Source organism: Streptomyces sp. NPDC055400, from assembly GCF_053644375.1.
In genome coordinates, this window is record NZ_JBSHLM010000023.1 from 83,821 (window position 1) to 100,946 (window position 17,126).

The 17,126-nt window shown below is 69.2% G+C and carries 17 protein-coding genes and 5 pseudogenes; 13 read left to right on the top strand and 9 right to left on the bottom strand.

The features are described 5' to 3' along the window. The first annotated feature begins 12 nt into the window (after positions 1-12). Positions 13-639, top strand: coding sequence for a TetR/AcrR family transcriptional regulator (locus ACWIGU_RS42565; RefSeq protein ID WP_454407248.1), 627 nt, complete (start codon positions 13-15; stop codon positions 637-639). Between the two features lie 798 nt (positions 640-1,437). On the opposite strand, the gene ACWIGU_RS42570 is transcribed toward ACWIGU_RS42565, so the two are convergent. Further along, positions 1,438-1,926: a carboxymuconolactone decarboxylase family protein gene (locus ACWIGU_RS42570; RefSeq protein ID WP_454407249.1), complete on the bottom strand. Its 489-nt coding sequence runs from the start codon at positions 1,924-1,926 to the stop codon at positions 1,438-1,440. 513 nt (positions 1,927-2,439) lie between these two features. Between ACWIGU_RS42570 and ACWIGU_RS42575 the strand changes: the two are divergent. Continuing rightward, positions 2,440-2,920: pseudogene (locus ACWIGU_RS42575) on the top strand (IS5 family transposase); the annotation flags it as partial. Positions 2,921-2,935: 15 nt separating this feature from the next. Here ACWIGU_RS42575 and ACWIGU_RS42580 read toward each other — a convergent pair. Then, complete coding sequence (locus tag ACWIGU_RS42580; protein WP_454407250.1) at positions 2,936-3,913, bottom strand: ArsR/SmtB family transcription factor; 978 nt, start codon at positions 3,911-3,913, stop codon at positions 2,936-2,938. A gap of 89 nt (positions 3,914-4,002) precedes the next feature. Between ACWIGU_RS42580 and ACWIGU_RS42585 the strand changes: the two genes are divergently transcribed. Together ACWIGU_RS42585 and ACWIGU_RS42590 are read left to right on the top strand one after the other, a co-directional pair. Next, the gene (locus tag ACWIGU_RS42585; RefSeq protein ID WP_454407251.1) at positions 4,003-5,319 is read left to right on the top strand and encodes an MFS transporter; all 1,317 of its coding nucleotides are present in this window, start codon (positions 4,003-4,005) and stop codon (positions 5,317-5,319) included. A gap of 189 nt (positions 5,320-5,508) precedes the next feature. After that, positions 5,509-6,093, top strand: coding sequence for a DinB family protein (locus tag ACWIGU_RS42590; protein WP_454407252.1), 585 nt, complete (start codon positions 5,509-5,511; stop codon positions 6,091-6,093). Positions 6,094-6,122: 29 nt separating this feature from the next. On the opposite strand, the pseudogene ACWIGU_RS42595 reads toward ACWIGU_RS42590, so the two are convergent. Further along, positions 6,123-6,616, bottom strand: a pseudogene (locus ACWIGU_RS42595) (aquaporin); the annotation flags it as partial. On the opposite strand from ACWIGU_RS42595, the gene ACWIGU_RS42600 reads away from it, so the two are divergent. Beyond that, positions 6,501-6,890, top strand: a complete 390-nt coding sequence (locus ACWIGU_RS42600) for a hypothetical protein (protein ID WP_454407254.1) — start codon at positions 6,501-6,503, stop codon at positions 6,888-6,890. The pseudogene ACWIGU_RS42595 and the gene ACWIGU_RS42600 sit on opposite strands and share 116 nt — an antisense overlap. 661 nt (positions 6,891-7,551) lie before the next feature. Here the strand turns inward: ACWIGU_RS42600 and ACWIGU_RS42605 are convergent. Beyond that, positions 7,552-8,193, bottom strand: coding sequence for a type III effector protein (locus tag ACWIGU_RS42605; protein WP_454407255.1), 642 nt, complete (start codon positions 8,191-8,193; stop codon positions 7,552-7,554). Between the two features lie 126 nt (positions 8,194-8,319). On the opposite strand from ACWIGU_RS42605, the gene ACWIGU_RS42610 reads away from it, so the two are divergent. The 4 genes from ACWIGU_RS42610 to ACWIGU_RS42625 all read left to right on the top strand — a co-directional run bounded on the left by ACWIGU_RS42610 (position 8,320) and on the right by ACWIGU_RS42625 (position 10,187). Continuing rightward, on the top strand, positions 8,320-8,751 hold the full coding sequence (locus ACWIGU_RS42610; protein WP_454407256.1) for an Hsp20/alpha crystallin family protein: 432 nt from the start codon (positions 8,320-8,322) through the stop codon (positions 8,749-8,751). Positions 8,752-8,850: 99 nt separating this feature from the next. Continuing rightward, positions 8,851-9,246: a DUF2267 domain-containing protein gene (locus ACWIGU_RS42615; protein ID WP_454407257.1), complete on the top strand. Its 396-nt coding sequence runs from the start codon at positions 8,851-8,853 to the stop codon at positions 9,244-9,246. Between the two features lie 86 nt (positions 9,247-9,332). Further along, complete coding sequence (locus ACWIGU_RS42620; RefSeq protein ID WP_454407258.1) at positions 9,333-9,767, top strand: DUF2267 domain-containing protein; 435 nt, start codon at positions 9,333-9,335, stop codon at positions 9,765-9,767. Positions 9,768-10,010: 243 nt separating this feature from the next. Further along, entirely contained in the window at positions 10,011-10,187 is a 177-nt protein-coding gene (locus tag ACWIGU_RS42625) for a hypothetical protein (protein ID WP_454407259.1), read from the top strand. A gap of 71 nt (positions 10,188-10,258) precedes the next feature. Here the strand turns inward: ACWIGU_RS42625 and ACWIGU_RS42630 are convergent, their stop codons facing one another. Next, entirely contained in the window at positions 10,259-11,227 is a 969-nt protein-coding gene (locus ACWIGU_RS42630; RefSeq protein WP_454407260.1) for a GlxA family transcriptional regulator, read from the bottom strand. A 590-nt stretch (positions 11,228-11,817) separates the two neighbouring features. On the opposite strand from ACWIGU_RS42630, the gene ACWIGU_RS42635 reads away from it, so the two are divergent. Further along, positions 11,818-12,897 carry a TDT family transporter gene (locus ACWIGU_RS42635; protein WP_454407261.1) on the top strand — a complete coding sequence of 360 codons (1,080 nt, stop codon included), beginning with the start codon at positions 11,818-11,820 and terminating at the stop codon, positions 12,895-12,897. A 95-nt stretch (positions 12,898-12,992) separates the two neighbouring features. Here the strand turns inward: ACWIGU_RS42635 and ACWIGU_RS42640 are convergent, their stop codons facing one another. The 3 genes and pseudogenes from ACWIGU_RS42640 to kgd all read right to left on the bottom strand — a co-directional run. After that, on the bottom strand, positions 12,993-13,163 hold the full coding sequence (locus ACWIGU_RS42640) for a hypothetical protein (RefSeq protein WP_454407262.1): 171 nt from the start codon (positions 13,161-13,163) through the stop codon (positions 12,993-12,995). A 30-nt stretch (positions 13,164-13,193) separates the two neighbouring features. Further along, positions 13,194-13,672, bottom strand: a pseudogene (locus ACWIGU_RS42645) (SLAC1 family transporter). Positions 13,673-13,680: 8 nt separating this feature from the next. Further along, positions 13,681-14,334 (bottom strand): annotated as a pseudogene (gene kgd, locus ACWIGU_RS42650) (multifunctional oxoglutarate decarboxylase/oxoglutarate dehydrogenase thiamine pyrophosphate-binding subunit/dihydrolipoyllysine-residue succinyltransferase subunit); the annotation flags it as partial. Between the two features lie 676 nt (positions 14,335-15,010). Here kgd and ACWIGU_RS42655 point away from each other — a divergent pair. The 3 genes and pseudogenes from ACWIGU_RS42655 to ACWIGU_RS42665 form a co-directional block, all read left to right on the top strand. Then, the gene (locus tag ACWIGU_RS42655) at positions 15,011-15,292 is read left to right on the top strand and encodes a MarR family winged helix-turn-helix transcriptional regulator (protein WP_454407263.1); all 282 of its coding nucleotides are present in this window, start codon (positions 15,011-15,013) and stop codon (positions 15,290-15,292) included. Positions 15,293-15,577: 285 nt separating this feature from the next. Then, the gene (locus tag ACWIGU_RS42660; RefSeq protein WP_454407264.1) at positions 15,578-15,994 is read left to right on the top strand and encodes an ester cyclase; all 417 of its coding nucleotides are present in this window, start codon (positions 15,578-15,580) and stop codon (positions 15,992-15,994) included. A gap of 20 nt (positions 15,995-16,014) precedes the next feature. Next, positions 16,015-16,136 (top strand): annotated as a pseudogene (locus ACWIGU_RS42665) (3-oxoacyl-ACP reductase); the annotation flags it as partial. A gap of 270 nt (positions 16,137-16,406) precedes the next feature. Here ACWIGU_RS42665 and ACWIGU_RS42670 read toward each other — a convergent pair. Next, positions 16,407-17,018: a muconolactone Delta-isomerase family protein gene (locus ACWIGU_RS42670; protein ID WP_454407265.1), complete on the bottom strand. Its 612-nt coding sequence runs from the start codon at positions 17,016-17,018 to the stop codon at positions 16,407-16,409. Positions 17,019-17,126 lie beyond the last annotated feature (108 nt).

The window sequence follows — 17,126 nt, forward strand, 5'->3', positions numbered from 1 at the left end:
GGGGCCTGATGCGTGCGGTCAGCCATTGCGCCGCCGCGCGCGGTATTCGGGCGCGATGGGCTGAACGCGTCGATGGCTTCGGTCGCGCGGGAGGCGGAGGTAGGGATCGCCACCCTCTTCCGCCACTTCCCCGCCAAGGAGGAACTGGTCGTCGCTGTCTTCGCCGATCGTATGGAGGCGTACGCGCAGGCCACCGCCGAGGCCCTGGCCGATCCGGACCCGTGGAGCGGCTTCACCGGCTATATCCAGGAGGTCTGTGCGATGCAGGCGGCCGACCGCGGCTTCGCCGACATCCTGACCATGACCTTCCCCGGTGCCCAGGCCCTCGAGGAACTCCGTGCCCAGGCATACCAGGGCTTCCTCGAACTCATCGGCCGCGCCAAGGACAGCGGACAGCTGCGCGAGGACTTCACCAGCCGGGACCTCGTCCTGCTGCTGATGGCCAACTCCGGCGTCCTCACTGCCACCGGCGATGCCGCCCCCGATGCCTGGCGTCGCCTCGTGGCGTGGATGATCCAGTCCTTCCAGACCCCGGCCCGCGGCCCGCTCCCGGAACCGCCGGAGGACGCCGCGCTGTACGAGGCCATGCGTCGCGCCAGCCACGGCGTCACCTCCCCTGAGACCGGGAAGCGGCGCTGAGCGACGGCCGGTGGTCAGGCGGCGGTCAGTGAGAACATGGTTTGTCGCTATGTCGATTGGTCTGCGTGCCTACACAAGACCGGGACTGCCCACAGTTCGCGAGGACCGGACATCAGCCACAAGACCTGTGACTGAACACTTGAGTTGGCACCGCTCGCCAACTGGTCCCGCCTTGTTCGGTCGTTGGTCTGGATGTGGGAGAGCGTCACTCGCGGCCGTGGATCGTTTCGGATGAACTGTGGTCGTTGATCGAGCCGTTACTGGCATGGGAACGCGCACTCGTCCTGACCAGCGCCGGACCGCTCGTCCGGGTGACCGGCTACCCAGAGCCCGGCTGCCCTCCGGCACCTCGGGACGGCCCGGCTCAGCCGACGGCTGCGCGCACGCGGTGTCCGCGGTCGGGATGAGCTCGCGGGCAAGGCTGCTCGGCGAGCGGTGCACGCAAGGCCATCTCGCCGGAGTGTGACTGCGCGGTGAAGTCTCTGGGAAGCAACTCCTGCATTTTTCCGGCTATTTCATTGCCTTCACGCAGAAAGGGCCAGTACGCCTCACGCCGGGACTGTCGCTGGTTGAGATTCGAAGTAAGTCCGTCCAGGTCAGCTGATCGCGGTGGACTGAGTTGCTTGTCAAAGGACAGTGAGCAACTGACGTCCCTGCTCATGAACATAGCCATCCCGCCTGATCCGCGGGGTGGACGCCGAGCCGGACTGGTTCCTGTCTCCGTCGAACTGGTCCCCGTCTCAAGTCACCTGGTCCGATTCGTCTGTGGGCGGACCAGGTGACTTGAGGAGGGTCGGGTCAGTTCCACTGCTCGTCGGCGAGGGAGGTTACCGGTGCGGGCTTGCCGATGACGGCCAGGGCTATGAAGAAGTTGATCTGGCCGATGGCGATGGTCAAGGTGGCCAGGGCCTTCTCGTCGTAGTGCTTGGCCACTTCCGCGTACAGGTCGTCGGTGACCCGTTCCTGGCCATGCGGGGCCGGCTGGAGGGTGGCTTCTGCCAGGGACAGTGCCGCGCGCTCGGCGTCGGTGAAGTAGGGGGCGTCCTGCCACGAGGAGACGGCCGTGATGCGCTCCTCGGACGCCCCCGCCTTGCGCAGGAATCCGGTGTTCAGGATGGTCAGGTATGTGTTGCCGACGATCTGTCCGGCCCGCAGGTGTACCAGGCTCATCGTGGTGCGCGGCACCGATCGGTTGCCCGTGGCACGGAACAGGGCGGCGGTGATGTCGTTGAGCTCCGGAACGAACTCGACCGGGTTCGGCATCCGGGAGATCGGGGTGCTGGTCATGACTGGACTCCTTCTCATCGGCCTGTTTGGCGTTCTCACGGCACTGACGGAGCAACTCACCTCGATGTGACCGGAGTCCGGAAAATCTTCTTCCCGATGCGTTGCGTCCCTGATGAGAGCCCTCCCCGGTGTCCTCGCGCACCCAGAGCTTGATGGCGATACGAGAGCCGGGCCGTGATCCCCGTTCGGTGCGCCCTCGAAGTATCTTCGTGGGCCAGATCACCTGAGATTCGGCTCGGCTGCGATTCTCCCCTGACCAGGTCTCCACGGGGCCGGGGCATGGCACGGGACCAGATCCTTTGAGACGGGACACCAGCCACAACGTCCAGACTGTTGACCGCGGTCAACACCCCCTACTTCGAAGACTTCGGCAGAGGAAACCAGAGATTCCTGCACCAGGACTCGGACTGGTCGCTACGGGAGTCGCCGGACCGTGCTCGGCATCATGGACGTGACATGGTGTGGTGCCAGTGCAGACTGCCGTCGAACTTGCGCACGACGCCCCGAACCTCTCTGCGGGCCCTGAAGGGCGGAGACGCCACTGGGCCGTCGCCAGTGGACCGGGGCAAGACGGGCAGAAAGCACCACGTCATTGTCGACGTCCACGGCATGCTCCTGGCGCCACCGTGACCGGTGGCCACCGCAACGACGTCACCCAGCTCCTGCCCCTGATCCACACCGTCCGCCCATCCGCGGCAACCGGGGACGCCGCCGTGAGCGCCCCGACGTCCCCTACGCCGACCGCAGTTACGACCACAACGTCTACCGCCGCCAGGTCCGTGAGCTGGGTATCCGCCCGCTCATCGCCCGGCGCGGCACCGAGCACGGAAGGGGCCTGGGCGAGAACCGCTGGGTCGTCGAAGCGGCCTTCGCAGCTCTGCGCTGGTTCCGCAGACTGCGTATCCGCTGGGAAATCCGCGCCGACATCCACCGGGCCTTCCTCACACTCGGCTGCGCAATCATCTGCTGGCGGCGCCTCAAAAAACACTGCTGATGCTGATCTGAGCCCTCAGCTCGAACCGCCGACCAGTGCCTCGCCGAGCGGGGTGCGCCGGTAGAGCACCGACCGTCCGGACCGGGCGCGGACGAGCAGCCCCGCGCCTCGCAGGATGGCGAGGTGGTCTCCTACCGCGCCGGGTGCCATGGCGAGGCTTCGGGCGAGGTGGCTGGTACTGGCCGGGGCATCCAGCGCCACCAGCAGCCGGGCTCGGGCCCGACCGACCAGAGCGGTCAGCGCGTCCGGTTGAGGGACAGTTTCCTGTTCGCTCCACAGGGCGGCGGTGCCGCGGGCACGATAGACCAAGGTTCTGGGCCAGGGGTCTTCCAGGTGGGCGGCGATATGCCCGACGAAGACCGAAGGGATCAGCAGGAGCCCGTCGCCGGCGAGGCGGACTGTTCCGCCTCGGGAGAAGCCGATCTCGATACCGCCGGCGCGCCAGGCGATGCCCGGGTGGAGGCTCTCGATGGTTGTGGCCCATCCGTGTTCGCCGATCACACCCACCCGGTGCACGACATCGCGCTCACAGATCGCGCGCAGTTGCGGCCAGTCCGCGGCGAGCAGTTCGTGCCACGCCTGGTCCATCGCCTCGGCGATCCTGGAGACGGCGTCCGTCGAGTCTAGTACCGCGCGTACGCGGGGATCACGGGCGGACGGGCCGGTCGCGGTGGTGGCGAATTCGCGGCGGGCCGCTTCCAGCGGTGTGGCCCGGATCATGGCCAGGTCGTCTCCCCAGGTCTGGTTGAGGCCGCGCGGGGGCGGGGCGACGAAGTTCGGTCCGCCTTGCGGGGTCTGCAGGGCGAGGGCGGCGTCCAGTTCGGTCTCGCGGCGAAGCCGTTCAAAGGCCGGCAGGAGCCGGGTGGCCCAGGCTCGCGGCAGCGGCTGGCCTTGCCCGGCGAGCGAGCGCAGCAGTGAGCAGAGGTCCATCGCGGGTGACAGTGCGAAGCGGCTGCGCAGCAGGTCCTCGACGGAGACTTCGAAGCGGAGCACCGCGTCATGCTACCGCGGGACGTCTGTTCCGATTCGTCCAGCGACGAATCAATGGTGAGTGGCTTGGGCGCACGGCGAGGCTGCGCGTCATGACCCCAACCGCCCAACCCGCGCACGGCAACCACCGCGCCACCTACCGAGAGGTGCTGGCCGAGCCGCGATTCCGGCTGCTCTTCTCGACCCGCACCGTCGCGATCACAGCGGACTCGCTGCGGATCACCACGTTCTCGGTTCTGGTCTTCGCGGCCACCAGCTCCGCGCTGCTGAGCGCACTGGCCTTCGGTATCGGCTTCCTCCCGCAGTTGTTCGGCTCGCTGCTGCTGGGCTCACTGGCCGACCAACTGCCGCCCCGCGCGCTCATCGCCGGCGGCTACGCCTTGGAGTGCGCCGCCGCCCTGCTGCTCGCCCTGGTGCGGATGCCGATCGCGGTAAGCCTGGGTGTCGTGGCGCTGGTCGCCCTCGCCACACCGGTGTTCAGCGGCGCGTCGAGTCGTCTGGTCGCGCAGTGGCTGGAGGGCGACGCATATGTACTGGGCCGTTCACTGAACAACATCGCTGCCTCCGGCGCGCAGTTGTTCGGTCTGGCGCTGGGAGGTGCGGCCGTCGCGGTACTCGGCCCGCGCCGGGCGCTCGCGGTAAGCGCCGCCCTCTACCTCGGCTGCGCGCTCGCTGTCCGCATCCGGCTACCCCGGCTGCAGCTGGGAGAGTTGGGCGGTACACCCGGCAGCGCTCGGGGCGATGGCGGGGCCGTCCGGGCAAGCCTGCACGGTGCCGGCCTGCTGCTGCGCGGACACACGGTGCGCCGACTGATGCTGGCCCAGTGGCTACCCTCCGCGTTCGTAGCGGGCGCGGAAGGCCTGATCGTCGCCTACGCGGGAGGACGCCACTTCGCGCCCGGCTGGTACGCGGTGCTGATGGGCTGTCTGCCGGTCGGCATGCTGGTCGGTGACCTGCTGGTGGGTCGACTGCTACGGCCACCCACTCGGGAGCGACTGGTAGTCCCGTTGATTGCGCTGATGGGACTGCCGCTGGTCGGCTTCGCTGCCGAGCCCGGAGTGGGCGTCTCGTCCTGTTTGCTGGTGCTCTGCGGTTTCGGATTCGCCTACGGTCTCGGCCTGCAACGGCCGTTCCTGGACGCCCTGCCGCAGGATGGCCAGGGCCAGGCCTTCGGTCTGCTCGGCTCCGGCAGCATGACGCTGCAGGGCGTCGGGCCGGCCTGCTTCGGCTCGGTGGCCGCAGGTATCGGAACAGGCGGCGCAATCGCCCTGGCAGGCGGCGCGGTGGCGCTCACCGCCGGCTGGATTCTCACGTGGCACCCGCCAACATCCCCGGTCCCCGTCCCGAACTACGCAACGGGATCAGAGAACGGCGCCGAACAGCATGCGTGTAGCCCTCCTGCGCAGTAACCGTCGCATGTCGGGTCGGCCGCGAGCCGTCACGCACACCACCCCCACCCCCACCCCCACGTCCCTCTGGCAGACAGTCATTACCGGTACCTCAATGTGTGAGGAGTCCTAGACCTCGGCTCTGCCAGCCGTTGCGGACCACGTACGGGATCTTGAGACCACGAACAACCCATGGAAGGCTCAAACCGCATGATCGATGAATTCGCGAAGGACATCCTGCACGGCAGACTGCGGCGGGATCGCGAGGCGCTGCTGTGGAAACTCGACGGCTTGTCCGAATACGACGCCCGCCGACCTTTGACGGCGACCGGGACCAACCTCCTCGGCCTGGTCAAACACGTGGCCACTGTCGAGGCCAGGTACTTCGGCGAGGTCTTCGACCGCCCTTCCCCGGAACCGCTGTCCCAGTGGCAGGACTCCGACGGCAGCGATCAGTGGGCGACCGAGGACGAGACCCGCGATCAGATCATCGGGTTCTACCGGCGCACGTGGCAACACTCGGACGCGACGATCGACGAGCTTCCCCTCGACGCCCCCGGCCATGTGCCGTGGTGGCCGGAGCCTTATCCCAACACGAACCTGTTCGCCGTCATGGTCCATGTCCTCGGCGAGTCCGTCCGGCATACCGGGCACGCCGATATCCTGCGCGAGGGCCTCGACGGCCGGACCGGGCTGCGCGCCGAACACGAGAAGCAGATCGACGAGGAAGCCCGTGCCGCCTACCGCGCGAAGATCGAGCGGGCCGCCAGGTCGGCCGCATCAGTCAAGGCTTAGTCGGACATACCGGGCGGCCTGATATCAGCCGTGACGGCTGGGTTGGCGAAGCTGGTGGAGGAGGTGAACCAGTACGCCGCGCCGATGTAGGAGGCGACCAGCGGCGGTGCCAGGTGGGCGCGGCCGGCGTGGGCCAGGCCGAAGATGAGCCAGACCAGCCCGGCGGTGGCCACGACCTCGCCCAGCCACAGGTGTCCGGCCCACCGTTCGTGGGTGGAGAAGTGCACCAGCGGCTTGCCGAACATGGCTCTGCCAGCACCGCGCCGACGACCGCCCCGGTGACCTGGGCGGGCACGTACGCGGCGACGTCACGCAGGGCGGGGGCCTCGCCGTTGCGGCGGCCGGTGAACCAGGCGGCGAGGGTGACCGCCGGGTTGAAGTGCGCCCCCGACACCGATCCGAGCAGGGTGATCGGCACCCCGAGGCCGAAGACGGTGGCCAGGGAGTTGGCCAGCAGCTGCGTACCGACATCTGGGGTCAGTTCGGAGGCCTGGATACCGGAGCCGACCACTACCGCGACCAGCGCGGCCGTCCCCAGCCCCTCGACCGTCGCCCGCCGTATCAGCGGCGCGGGCGCGCTCGAGCAGGTCAACACCGCCACCACCCGCCTCAAGGACGTGGGCCTGGCAACCTTCGAGGAGAACGACACCTCCTGCTGCTACGCCCTGCAGGACAAGGTCTGGGTCATCGGCCCCGGCAAAGAGTCCTGGGAGGTCTACATCGTCAAGGCCGACGCCTACACCCTTGGCAAGAGCGTCACCGGCGCCCCGGATGCCTGTTGCGGCACCACCACCTGATGCACCCCCGACGAGCAGGCCGTCGACCCGGCCCGGACCCCGACCGAGGCCACGTCCGCCGCTGGATGCGCCTGTGGGGCTTGCCGGTTGGTCTGGCAGGCGCAACCGACGGACCGCTATTGCGATGAGGTCGGCACATGCTCGTGCCCGTCGGCCAGGCGCGTACACCCCGACGGGCCCGGCCACCGCCGCCTGGGATTCCATAGGTCTTGTGGGCGCAGCAGCTCCGATACCTGACGTGATCGGCACGGCATGGCGGGTCCGTGACAGCGAGCCGAGCGGCATCAAACAGCCACCGACGTCTCCCCAGCGCTGCGGGAGCTCGATCGCGACCACAGCCGCAGCCAGAGCCGCCACCCCTGCGACTGCCGGACAGTGCGCCCGACCCATCACGGTCACGTGCCGCCGGCCCTTCCGCCGGTGGCAGACGGTCAAGCCGAAAGCTCCCGCACCCGCCCACGCAGCCCGGCCTGCGCCCTCGGCCGACCGCTCATCTGTGGCGGGCCGGGAGGGCGGATGCCGCCCTCGATCCTCATTCTGTTGTGGGCTCGCGCGGCCAGGGCGAACGCTTGGGAAGTCGAAGTGGGGAGCCGTCGTTGATGATCCACCGTCCGTCGTGGGCGTGGCCTGGTGGCCCCTGCTGTGCGGCAGGCCGGTGTTGTCACGCGTGGTCGGGCTGGTTGCCCTGGCTGATGAGGGTGTCGAGCTGGGCGGCGAGGAGGGGGTGGGCGGCGGTCAGGTAGGGGCGGGTTGTGGTGAGTGGATCGATGAGGGCGGCGGGGTCGTCTTGGGCGAGGGCGTCGTCGAGGGGGGCGCGGGAGGCCGGGGGGAGGTCGGTGAGGGCGGTGATCTGGCCGGCGAGGCGGCGCAGGACTGCGGCGTTGTCGCGGGCCCAGGCGGTGTGGGCCCGGTTGGCGGCGCGGAGTTCGCGGGTGGCCCGGACGCGTTGTTCACCGGTGGTTCCGGCGGGGCCGGGGCGGTTGCGCAGGTAGCGGCGCTCGGCGGCCTGGCGGCTGGCTACGCCGAGGGGGTGCGCGAGGTCGGCCCAGCTTGCTCCCGCGTCGCGGGCGGTTTCGATCAGGCCGGTCTCCCATCCGGCGAGCTGCTCGCGGATCTGCCTGAGCAGCAGAAGGGACGCCAGGGCCTGGAGGGTCTCAGGTCCGTCTGCGCCGGGGTCTGCGGACCTGTTGTGGGCGTCGTGCACGGCGTTGTCGATGGCCTCCAGCGCCGCGGCGGCGGCCAGGAACGAGGTCGGGCTCCGGTCGTCGGGGCGGGACGGGGGAGGCTGGCCGGCTGCTGTCACGGGAACTCCTTCGGGCTGTCATCCTTTCGACGACAGGTTGTTTGTCATCCGATGGATGACATGTTACAACGGTGTCAGTGAAGCGCATTGGCGGGTACAGCCCGAACCTTCTGGAGGTGTTTCGCGATGTTGATGCGCACTGATCCTTTCCGTGAACTCGACCGCCTCGCCCAGCAGCTGACCGGCACGGGCACATGGACGCGGCCGTCCGCGATGGCGATGGACGCCTACCGTGAGGGCGACGAGTACGTGGTGGCCTTCGACCTCCCCGGCGTCAGCGCGGAGGCGATCGACATCGACGTCGAGCGGAACATGCTGACGGTCAAGGCCGAGCGCCGGCCTGCGGCGAAGGCCGACAACGTGCAGATGGAACTCTCGGAGCGGCCGCTGGGCGTGTTCTCCCGCCAGATCGTGCTGGCCGACACTCTGGACACCGAGCACATCAAGGCCGACTACGACGCAGGGGTGCTGACCCTGCGCATCCCGATCGCCGAGCGCGCCAAGCCCCGCAAGATCTCGATCGGCGGGGAGTCCTCCCGCAAGGAGATCTCCGGCTGAGCCCAGCGAACCGGGCCTGCCAGCGGCGCAGGACGGGCACCTGATCTCCCCCTCCGCCCGTCCTGCGCACCCCCCAAGCCAACAGAGGCGGTGGCGGACATGACCGTGCGATGGGAAGCGTTCCTCGACCAGGTCAAGGAGCGCGGCGAGTACGAGAGCGCGCAAGAAGCGGAACGCGCGGCCCGCGTCGTCCTCGCGCTTCTCGGCGCCCACCTGGTCGGCGCCGTGCGTGCCGAACTGGCCGCGCGCCTGCCGGAAACCTTCGCCCTGATCCTCCTCAACCCGCTGCAGAGCGCCGAACCGCTCTCACCCGAGCGGTTCGTGAGGGCCACGGCGGCCTGGATCGAGGGCGCCACCGAAGCGACCGCGGCCTGGGACGTCAGTGCCGTCCTCAGCACCGCCGCCGACGCGGCCGGCGACGAGCTCACACAGCAGATCCTGCTCCAGCTGCCCGCCGGGTACGACCTCCTCTTTGGCCGCCCCCAGCCCAGCTGACCACCCACTGACCCGGCCACTGCTACCCGGGTCCGCCAGGCACCCCCACCACCACCTCGCCCACGAGAAAGGCAACTCTCGCAGTGATGTCCGACCAGCGTGATCCGATCCAGCGCCTTGCGGCGATGACGTTCGAGGAGATGCTGGAGAAAGTCCGTTACGAAGGGGCCTATCCCACCCGCGAGCGGGCCGCCGAAGCCGTCCGCCTGGTCCTTTCCGGACTCGGGGAGCAGCTGACCGGCGACGAACGCGTGGAGCTGGCAGCCCGCCTGCCCTTCGAGGCCGCCCGCATCCTCACCCAACAGATCCCCGTAGCGCGGCCCCTCACGGGCTGGGCCTTCGTCAAGGACCTCGCCACCCGCACCAAAGCCACCCCGGCCACCGCTCGCTGGGACACCGGCTCAGTCCTGGCCGCCGTCGCCACCCTCGCCGGCCCCGACCTCCTCACCCGCATCCTCGACCAGCTCCCCACGGGCTACGCCCTCCTGTTCGGCCGCGCCGAACTCACCCGTGCCGCCTGAGACACGACACGGCCACCGCATACTGCCGCGCGACAGCTAACCCGTACGACGCACGAGATCAAGGAATCCGCGGCCGGCACTGAGATCGGCCTCGAAGAGGAACAGGCCCTGGCCGACTGGCCGGGGCCTGCCTCGTGTGCTCCTGGATCTCGACGACCGAGACGCTCCTGGGCCTCGAGTCGGCACAGGCAGTCGCACCAAAGTGCCGGCCGCCAGCTCGGTGGGGAGCCAATGTATGTACGGGTGAGCGAATGCGTCATCGCCTACGACGGTTCGCCTTCGTACTCGGTGAGCGTCATGGAATTCGCCGACCAGCAGATCGTGCACGAGACGCAGTACTTCGCCAGTCCTTTCGGCAGGCCCGCGTGGCGGGCCGCGCTCGCAGAGCCGATGCCGGGGCGGACTGTCGAGGGGGGCTGATTGGCCTCGTCCGGCACGGCCGGCCTGTCGGACTACGGCGATTGCCTGTGCTCGCCGATACCTGCAGGGCATCATGCACGCTTGCCGTCACCTGCGGCGTGCGTGGTACGGAAACGTGCCCGGTAGACCCCCGGCGTGATGCCGAGGTTGCGTGTGAAGGCCCGGCGCAGCGACTCCGGTGACCCGAAGCCGGTGCGCCGGGCCACCGTGGCCATGGGGTCGTCGCTGTCTTCCAGCATCGCCTGGGCGGCTTCCATGCGGACCTGCTCGACATAGCGGGCCGGGGTCGTGGTCATCTCGTCGTGGAACAGGCGCGTCATGTGGCGGGCACTCACACCCGCCCGGCGCGCCATGGTGGCAAGGGTGTGCGGGGCGGACGGGTCCTCGGTGACCGCGTCCAGGACCCGGCGCAGCATCTCCTGTCTCGCGCGCGGCGTGTGGGTGCGGACACTGAACTGCGACTGGCCTCCCGGACGCTGCATGAACACGACCATGTCCTTGGCCACGGCGCGGGCTACATCGGCGCCGAGGTGCTCCTCGACCAGGGCGAGCGAGAGATCGATGCCCGAGCTGACGCCCGCAGAGGTCATGATGTGGCCGTCACGCACGAAGAGGGCATCCGCCTCTACGGTCACTTGCGGGTAGCGCAGAGCGAGCTGGTCGGCGAAGCGCCAGTGAGTGGTCGCTTTGCGTCCGTCGAGCAGTCCGGCCGCGGCGAGGAGGAAGGCTCCGGTGCAGATGGACGCGGTGCGGCAGCTGCGTGCGTCGAGTGCCCTTATGGCATCCAGCAGGTCGTCGTCCTTGATGAGGGACGGCCACTCCGGGCCGCCGGGGATGACGACGACATCGCTGGCCTCCTGCACCTGCGCGGCAGCCAGGTCGACGCGCAGTCCGGTGCCGGCTGCGGTGACCGCGTCGGCGCCGTCCGGGGAGACCGTGCGTACGCGGTAACGGCCGCCGAATTCGTTGGCCGTCGAGAACACCTCGATCGGGCCGGTGACGTCGAGCAGTCGTACGCCAGGGAAGACCAGCACGGTCACCAGCAACGGCCTTCTGCCTGACGGCCTGTCCTTCATCGTGCGCCTCCCGGATGGACTGCGGCCCACAGACGGACTGGGGCCCACAGCGGTAGACACCATCATCCGCCTGGCGACGCCCCGCCCACGCCCGTGCTGATGAGTGCCGTCCACGTCCCTGCGACATGATGCTGCGTTCTGTTGTGTGTGGATCGAGGCGTCGGGATTCGGCGCCTCACCCGCTTTCAGCGGTCGCCTGCCGTCTCGTCATGTCCGCATATGCGGACACAACACGCTCGGGTGAGGACATCGGGGCATCCACCCGGCACGCGGCAAAGGGCCTGCACGGCGCTCGATGTCCTGGTGTGAGGGCGTCATGGCGCGTGCTGCCCTGTGGCGGGAGCTGTGCTTCGCCATAGCGTCGAGGGCGCCAACGGGCCGACGGTCTCGGCCGCGTTCCGTGAGCTGCTGGGTGCGGTCCGGCCGGTCACCGTCGCTGAACGTGGGCGGTGGCGAACCCGAAACGAGAAGAGAAGGCACTCCGCGCCGTGACACACCACCCCAGTACCAGCCCAGCGGTCCCGTCCCAGGCCGGCTCGGCGTCGAGACCGTCCGTGCATGTCCGTGAACAGCCGGACGAGGCGAACGGCAGGGAGCGGGGTCGGCTCGGTCCCGGCTGGTTCGCCGCCGTCATGGGCAGCGGAATCGTCGCCGTCGCGGCCGCCACCCTGCCGCGCAGTTTCCCCGGACTCGGCGAGGCCGCCACGGTGGTCTGGGCGGGGACCGCGCTGCTGCTGATCGTGCTCGCCGGCAGCTATACCGGGCAGCGCTCGTTGCGGGCGCATGCCGGTGATCCGGTGCTGGCCCAGTTCTTCGGGGCGCTGCCGATGGCGCTGCTCACTGTCGGGGCCGGGACGCTGCTGCTCGGCCGGCGGCTGATCGGGGAGCGTGCGGCGGTGGATGTGGACTGGGTGCTGTGGTCGGCCGGTACGGTGCTGGGTCTCGCCACCGCCTGCGCGGTTCCGTATCTGATGATCACACGGCACCGTTTCACGCCGGACGCGGCGTTCGGAGGATGGCTGCTGCCGGTGGTGCCGCCGATGGTCTCTGCCGCGACGGGCGCGCTGCTCGTCCCGCGGGCTCCGGCCGGGCAGGTGCGGCTGGCGCTGCTGCTGGGCTGCTACTCGATGCTCGGGCTCGGGCTGGTCGCGGTCCTGCTGGTGCTGGCCATGGTCTACAGCCGCCTGGTGCATCATGACGTGCCCGGCGGTGCGGTGGTGCCCACGATGTGGATCGGTGTGGGGGCGCTGGATCAGGCGGTGACGGCGCTGGGGACGCTGGCCGCGGCGGCGCCGAGCGCGCTACCCGCCCCGTACGCGCGCGGGAGTGCGGTCGTAGCGCTCCTGGGCGGGCTCGGGATCTGGGGCTTCTCCCTGCTGTGGCTGGTGCTGGCCACGGCGCTGACCGTACGGGAAATCCGCAGAGGGCTGCCCTTCGCACCCACCTGGTGGTCCTTCATTTTCCCTCTCGGTGCCTGCGTCACCGGCACCAGCGCGCTCGCCGCGCGTACCGGCTCGCAGCTGTTCGTCTGGATCGCTGTCGTCCTGTATGCCCTGCTCGTCGCCGCCTGGGCGGTGGTCGCCTGGTACTCCTTGCGCCATGCTGTCCGGCAGCGCGAGCGCGCCCGCGGATGACAGGGCCCGTGTACCGCTCCGCATGACACGGACGCGGCGCGAACCCGGCTGCTTGCCGACGGGCAGCTGGGTTCGCGCCGCACGGGCGCCCGTTCCTATGGCAGCGCCCCGGGCGCCGTCGAGGCGGTGCTCTGCGGGCGGCCCGTCTGCCCCGCACCGGCGGATCCGCGCGCGGTCGTGGGGCGGGCCCGGAGCTTGGCGGCCACCATGGCGGCGAAGACGCCAGCCCAGAACACTGCGGCGATCCAGACGTCCCAGCGTCCCACGCTCGTCATCCACCAGGTTGCGATCGCGCGTCAAAGCTCGTGCGTGGTGACGGCATACATGCCGACCGGGAAGACGAGGTTCCACCAGCCGAGCTCGTAGCGCAGCGGGATGCGGCGCAGCGCGTGCCGCCATACGCCCAGAGCCAGGAGGAGCGGGATCAGCCAGCTGGAGAACGCCCACAGGACGACGGACGACCCGATGACGAGCGGGCGCGGCAACATCGTGTTGCCGGGCGGGAGTTCGATCAGCCGCACTCCGGCGAGCGCGGCGATCGTCGCCGCCCCCATGAAGATCCAACGGACGTCATGAGGCCTTCCGGCCGCACCGGCCGGGCCAGCAGCCGGGCCAGGACCAGTGCGGCGGTCAGCAGGTACTGCATCAGCCCGACTGCCCAGCACACCACCGCCAGCACGGCTAGTGCGTGTCCGGGGGTCACCCGGGCCAACGAGGCCGCCGCGACCGCCACCGACTCCGATCCCACCGCCCACAGGAACCAGGTGCCGTTCACCTGGTCGAGAGGTGATACTTCACGTCTCCCGAACCCTGCACGGACCCGAGGACCACCGCGCCCTCAAACTCACTGAAGATCCGGGCGTAGGACTTGCCGATGATGTTGGCCAGGACGTTCAGCCGGCCGCGGTGCGCCATCCCGATAACGGTCTCTGCGACACCGTCCTGTACGGCACTGTGCAGCAGGGCGTCCAGCAGCACGACGGCCGACTCCCCGCCTTCGAGCGAGTACCGCTTGTGACCCACGTTCTTGGTCTGAAGGAACGTCTCGAAGGCCTCCGCTGCCCACAGCCGGTAGAGGATCCGCAGCTGCCGGGCACGGTCCGGCCGATGCTGCGGCCTCTCGACGCGCTGCTGGATCCAGCGGCGTTGGCGGGAGTCCTGGATGTGCATGTACTCGAACCCGGCACTGCCGCAGTAGAACTCCCGTAGAGCGCCCAGCACTTCATCGAGCGTTGTCACGGCGTGACCGGCGAACCCGTCCACGACGACGTTCCGTGCCTGGCCCATGTGATGCAGTCCGAACGCGGCCAGGTCCAGTTCCGGATGGGCGGCGGAGGGGTGCGCCGTGAGCGGGTCCGTACCGGCTGTCATATGGCCGCGTACGCGATACGCGTGAATGAGTGCCGCGACCCGGACGGCCGTGAGCGCCGCCTCGTCGCCGTCCTCATGGTCGGGAGTGAAGACGCGCCCCCGGCCGGGTCGGCGAATTGACCCGGGCGGCCGGAACGGGCGAGGAAACCGCGACGGTCAGGGCTCCCGGAGTTGCGAAGAAGCCCCTCCACGTCTCCGCGACCGAGCCCGGGTCGTGCAGGAAACGCTGCCGTTGCTCGTCCACGACCCATGCGTTGAGTCCGAAGTCCAGCCCGTGAACCACGGTTCGAGCGGTGTCTGATTGCGAGGCCATGGCGTAGAACGCTTTCTTCCCTGTGTGAAGCCCTACGATCCCGGCGCGGCCCTGACAGCCGTCTGCCCTATGTGTCCCGTATCCCCGCATCCGGCGCCCACTTCACAGATCAACCTCTGCGGCCACGTCGTGTTGACGTAGAGCCGCGAGAGACCGGTGACGGATGCTCCACCAGGCCACATCGGCCTCATATCGGGACATCGGCCAGACGGCCGCCCGCGGACGATGCGGTGTCCTGATATGAGGGCTTCATGTCGCATCGGCTCGCCATCAGCGTCGCGGGGAACCTGGTTACGACCGTGTGGCCGCGAGCCCGCGGCCGGTGGACCCACCCCGGGAATGAAACATGATCGACTGCGATCCGGCGGACACCACACCCCTCCACCGAACCTGTGGAGTCTCGGCCTCCTGCACGGAGAGTTGCGGACGGTGCGCGGTCTGTCGCTCTACGACTACCTCATTCTCGGTGCCCTCGCCGGGGCCGAGGGCCGACCCGTGCCCGTGACCCAGCTGACGGCATTCCTCCGGGAATCGGGGACCCGGATGTCCTCTCTCCTGAAGAACCTGCAGGCGGCCGGACTGATCGAACGCAATCGTTGCGGCAGAGACCGCAGGACGGTCGAGGTCACTCTGACCGAGTCGGGACGTGTCAGGTTCGCCGATGCCGAGAGGACCGCGCACAGGTGGCTGCGCCGGCACCTCGTCCTCTGACTGCTTCACGCTCAACGGTCGTCGGCCAGAAGCGCTCGTCGTCGGCGCGCGACGCTCTTCCCGCTCGGACGCCGTCCCCACGGACACGAGCCTTCGCCAGTGCTGCCATCGGCCCGCCACTGGTGACCTCGAGGGGCGGTGCGCCACGTCGGCCGGCAGCCCCGGCGGAGGCCTGCCATGCAGACATGCTGTGTGTGACCGCCGGTTGTACGGTCGGTATATGGCGTAGGTGCGAACCTCTCGGCCCGCGAACAAGCGGTGCCCCATACACGCCCGGGAGTGCCCATGGCGCAGCAAGCGAACATCGCCGCACAGACCGCATTCGGAGAGGCCGTGGTCACCGGGAACCTCGACGTCCTCGACGACATCGTCGCTCCCGATTCCGTCGATCATGACCCCGCTCCAGGACAGGCCCAGGGACCTGAGGGGTACAAGGCCATGTTCAACGAGCTACGAGTTGCTTTCCCCGACTTGCACATCGAGGTGGAACACCTACTGGCTACCGACGACGAGCTGGCCTTCGCCTACATGATCAGCGGTACGCATCTGGGACCGTTGATGGGACGGCCGGCGACCGGCAAGAAGGTGAGCTACCGCGGCATGCAGATCAGCCGCTTCGACAGCGACGGCAAGCTCGTCGAGCGCTGGGGGAGCAGCGACGAATTCGGCATGCTGCGTCAGCTCGGCCTGGCTGATGTATGACCTATCCGCTGCCCTACTGCCACCCCCTCGGGAGGATGGACGCGATCAGCGAAATCGTCGACGCGGTCGTCTACCTCGAGAACGCGCCCTTCGGCACGGCGAGTTCCTCCACGTCGACGGCGGCCAGAGTGCCGGCCAGTGATCCGTCGCCTCCGGGCACCGTGTCGGACGCCCGAGGCCGCGGTGTCTCGCCATAGACGACCGGTCGCACACCTGTGGCATGGGACGTACCAGTGATGCGAGGGAGGAGATCCTCACCCGCGTGTTCGCTCGTCGAACTACGCGGTTACTCCGCGCTCGGTGTGGCCGTGATCTGCAAGGCTGACGGCGCTCTACAACAACACCCACCTCGAAGCCCTGTGGGAGAACTGGCTGTCGCTGCTATCCGCACGCCGAACGGAAACGACGGTTGTCAGCTCCTGACCAGCCCTGCCCCCGGGTCATTCGGGTGTTCGCTCAGCGGCGTCGTCTCCATGGAGAGCCATGGTGCCAAGGGCAGCGAATCCAGGATCGACTGCATCTCGGCGGGGTCCCGGGCGCGCCACAGGCCGAGCGCACGGCCCTCGCCGGAGACCTGCCACAGCCGCACCAGGTGCCCATTCCCGGCCAGTTCCTTCGCACGGACCGTCTCCGCCGCGGTGGCGTCCGCCGGCGCCTGGGACGAGGCGCCCTCGTGCGCGGCCGGGGCGAAGGTGACCAGGAACTCCTTGGCCGCGCCCGATGCGCCGGTCGAGGCCGGTCCCGGATCGTTCGGGTGCTGCGTCAGGGGTGTGACCTCGTCACTGCGCCAGACGCGCAGGGGCATGGAAGCGAGGGCATCCTCCAGCGCCTCGGCGTCCGACGCGGCGAACAGCCCGAGGGTGCGCCACTCGCCGGGCCGCAGGGGCGGGCGCCACAACCGGAGCAGCTGCCCCTTCTCGGCGAGCCTGCGGGAGTTCGCGGCCTCGCGAGTGCGGATGTCGTCGACTTCCTCCTGTGCGGTTCCCTCAGGGACGTGGGTGGTCATCGTGACGAGGTATTCCATGGCGGAGGCTCCACTCAGCCGGTGCTGCGGTGCGAGTCGGACGGCGGCTGGTACGGATAGTGCTGGGAACGGCCACCGGCGTCCCAGGCAGCGCGCAGACAGGGGCCG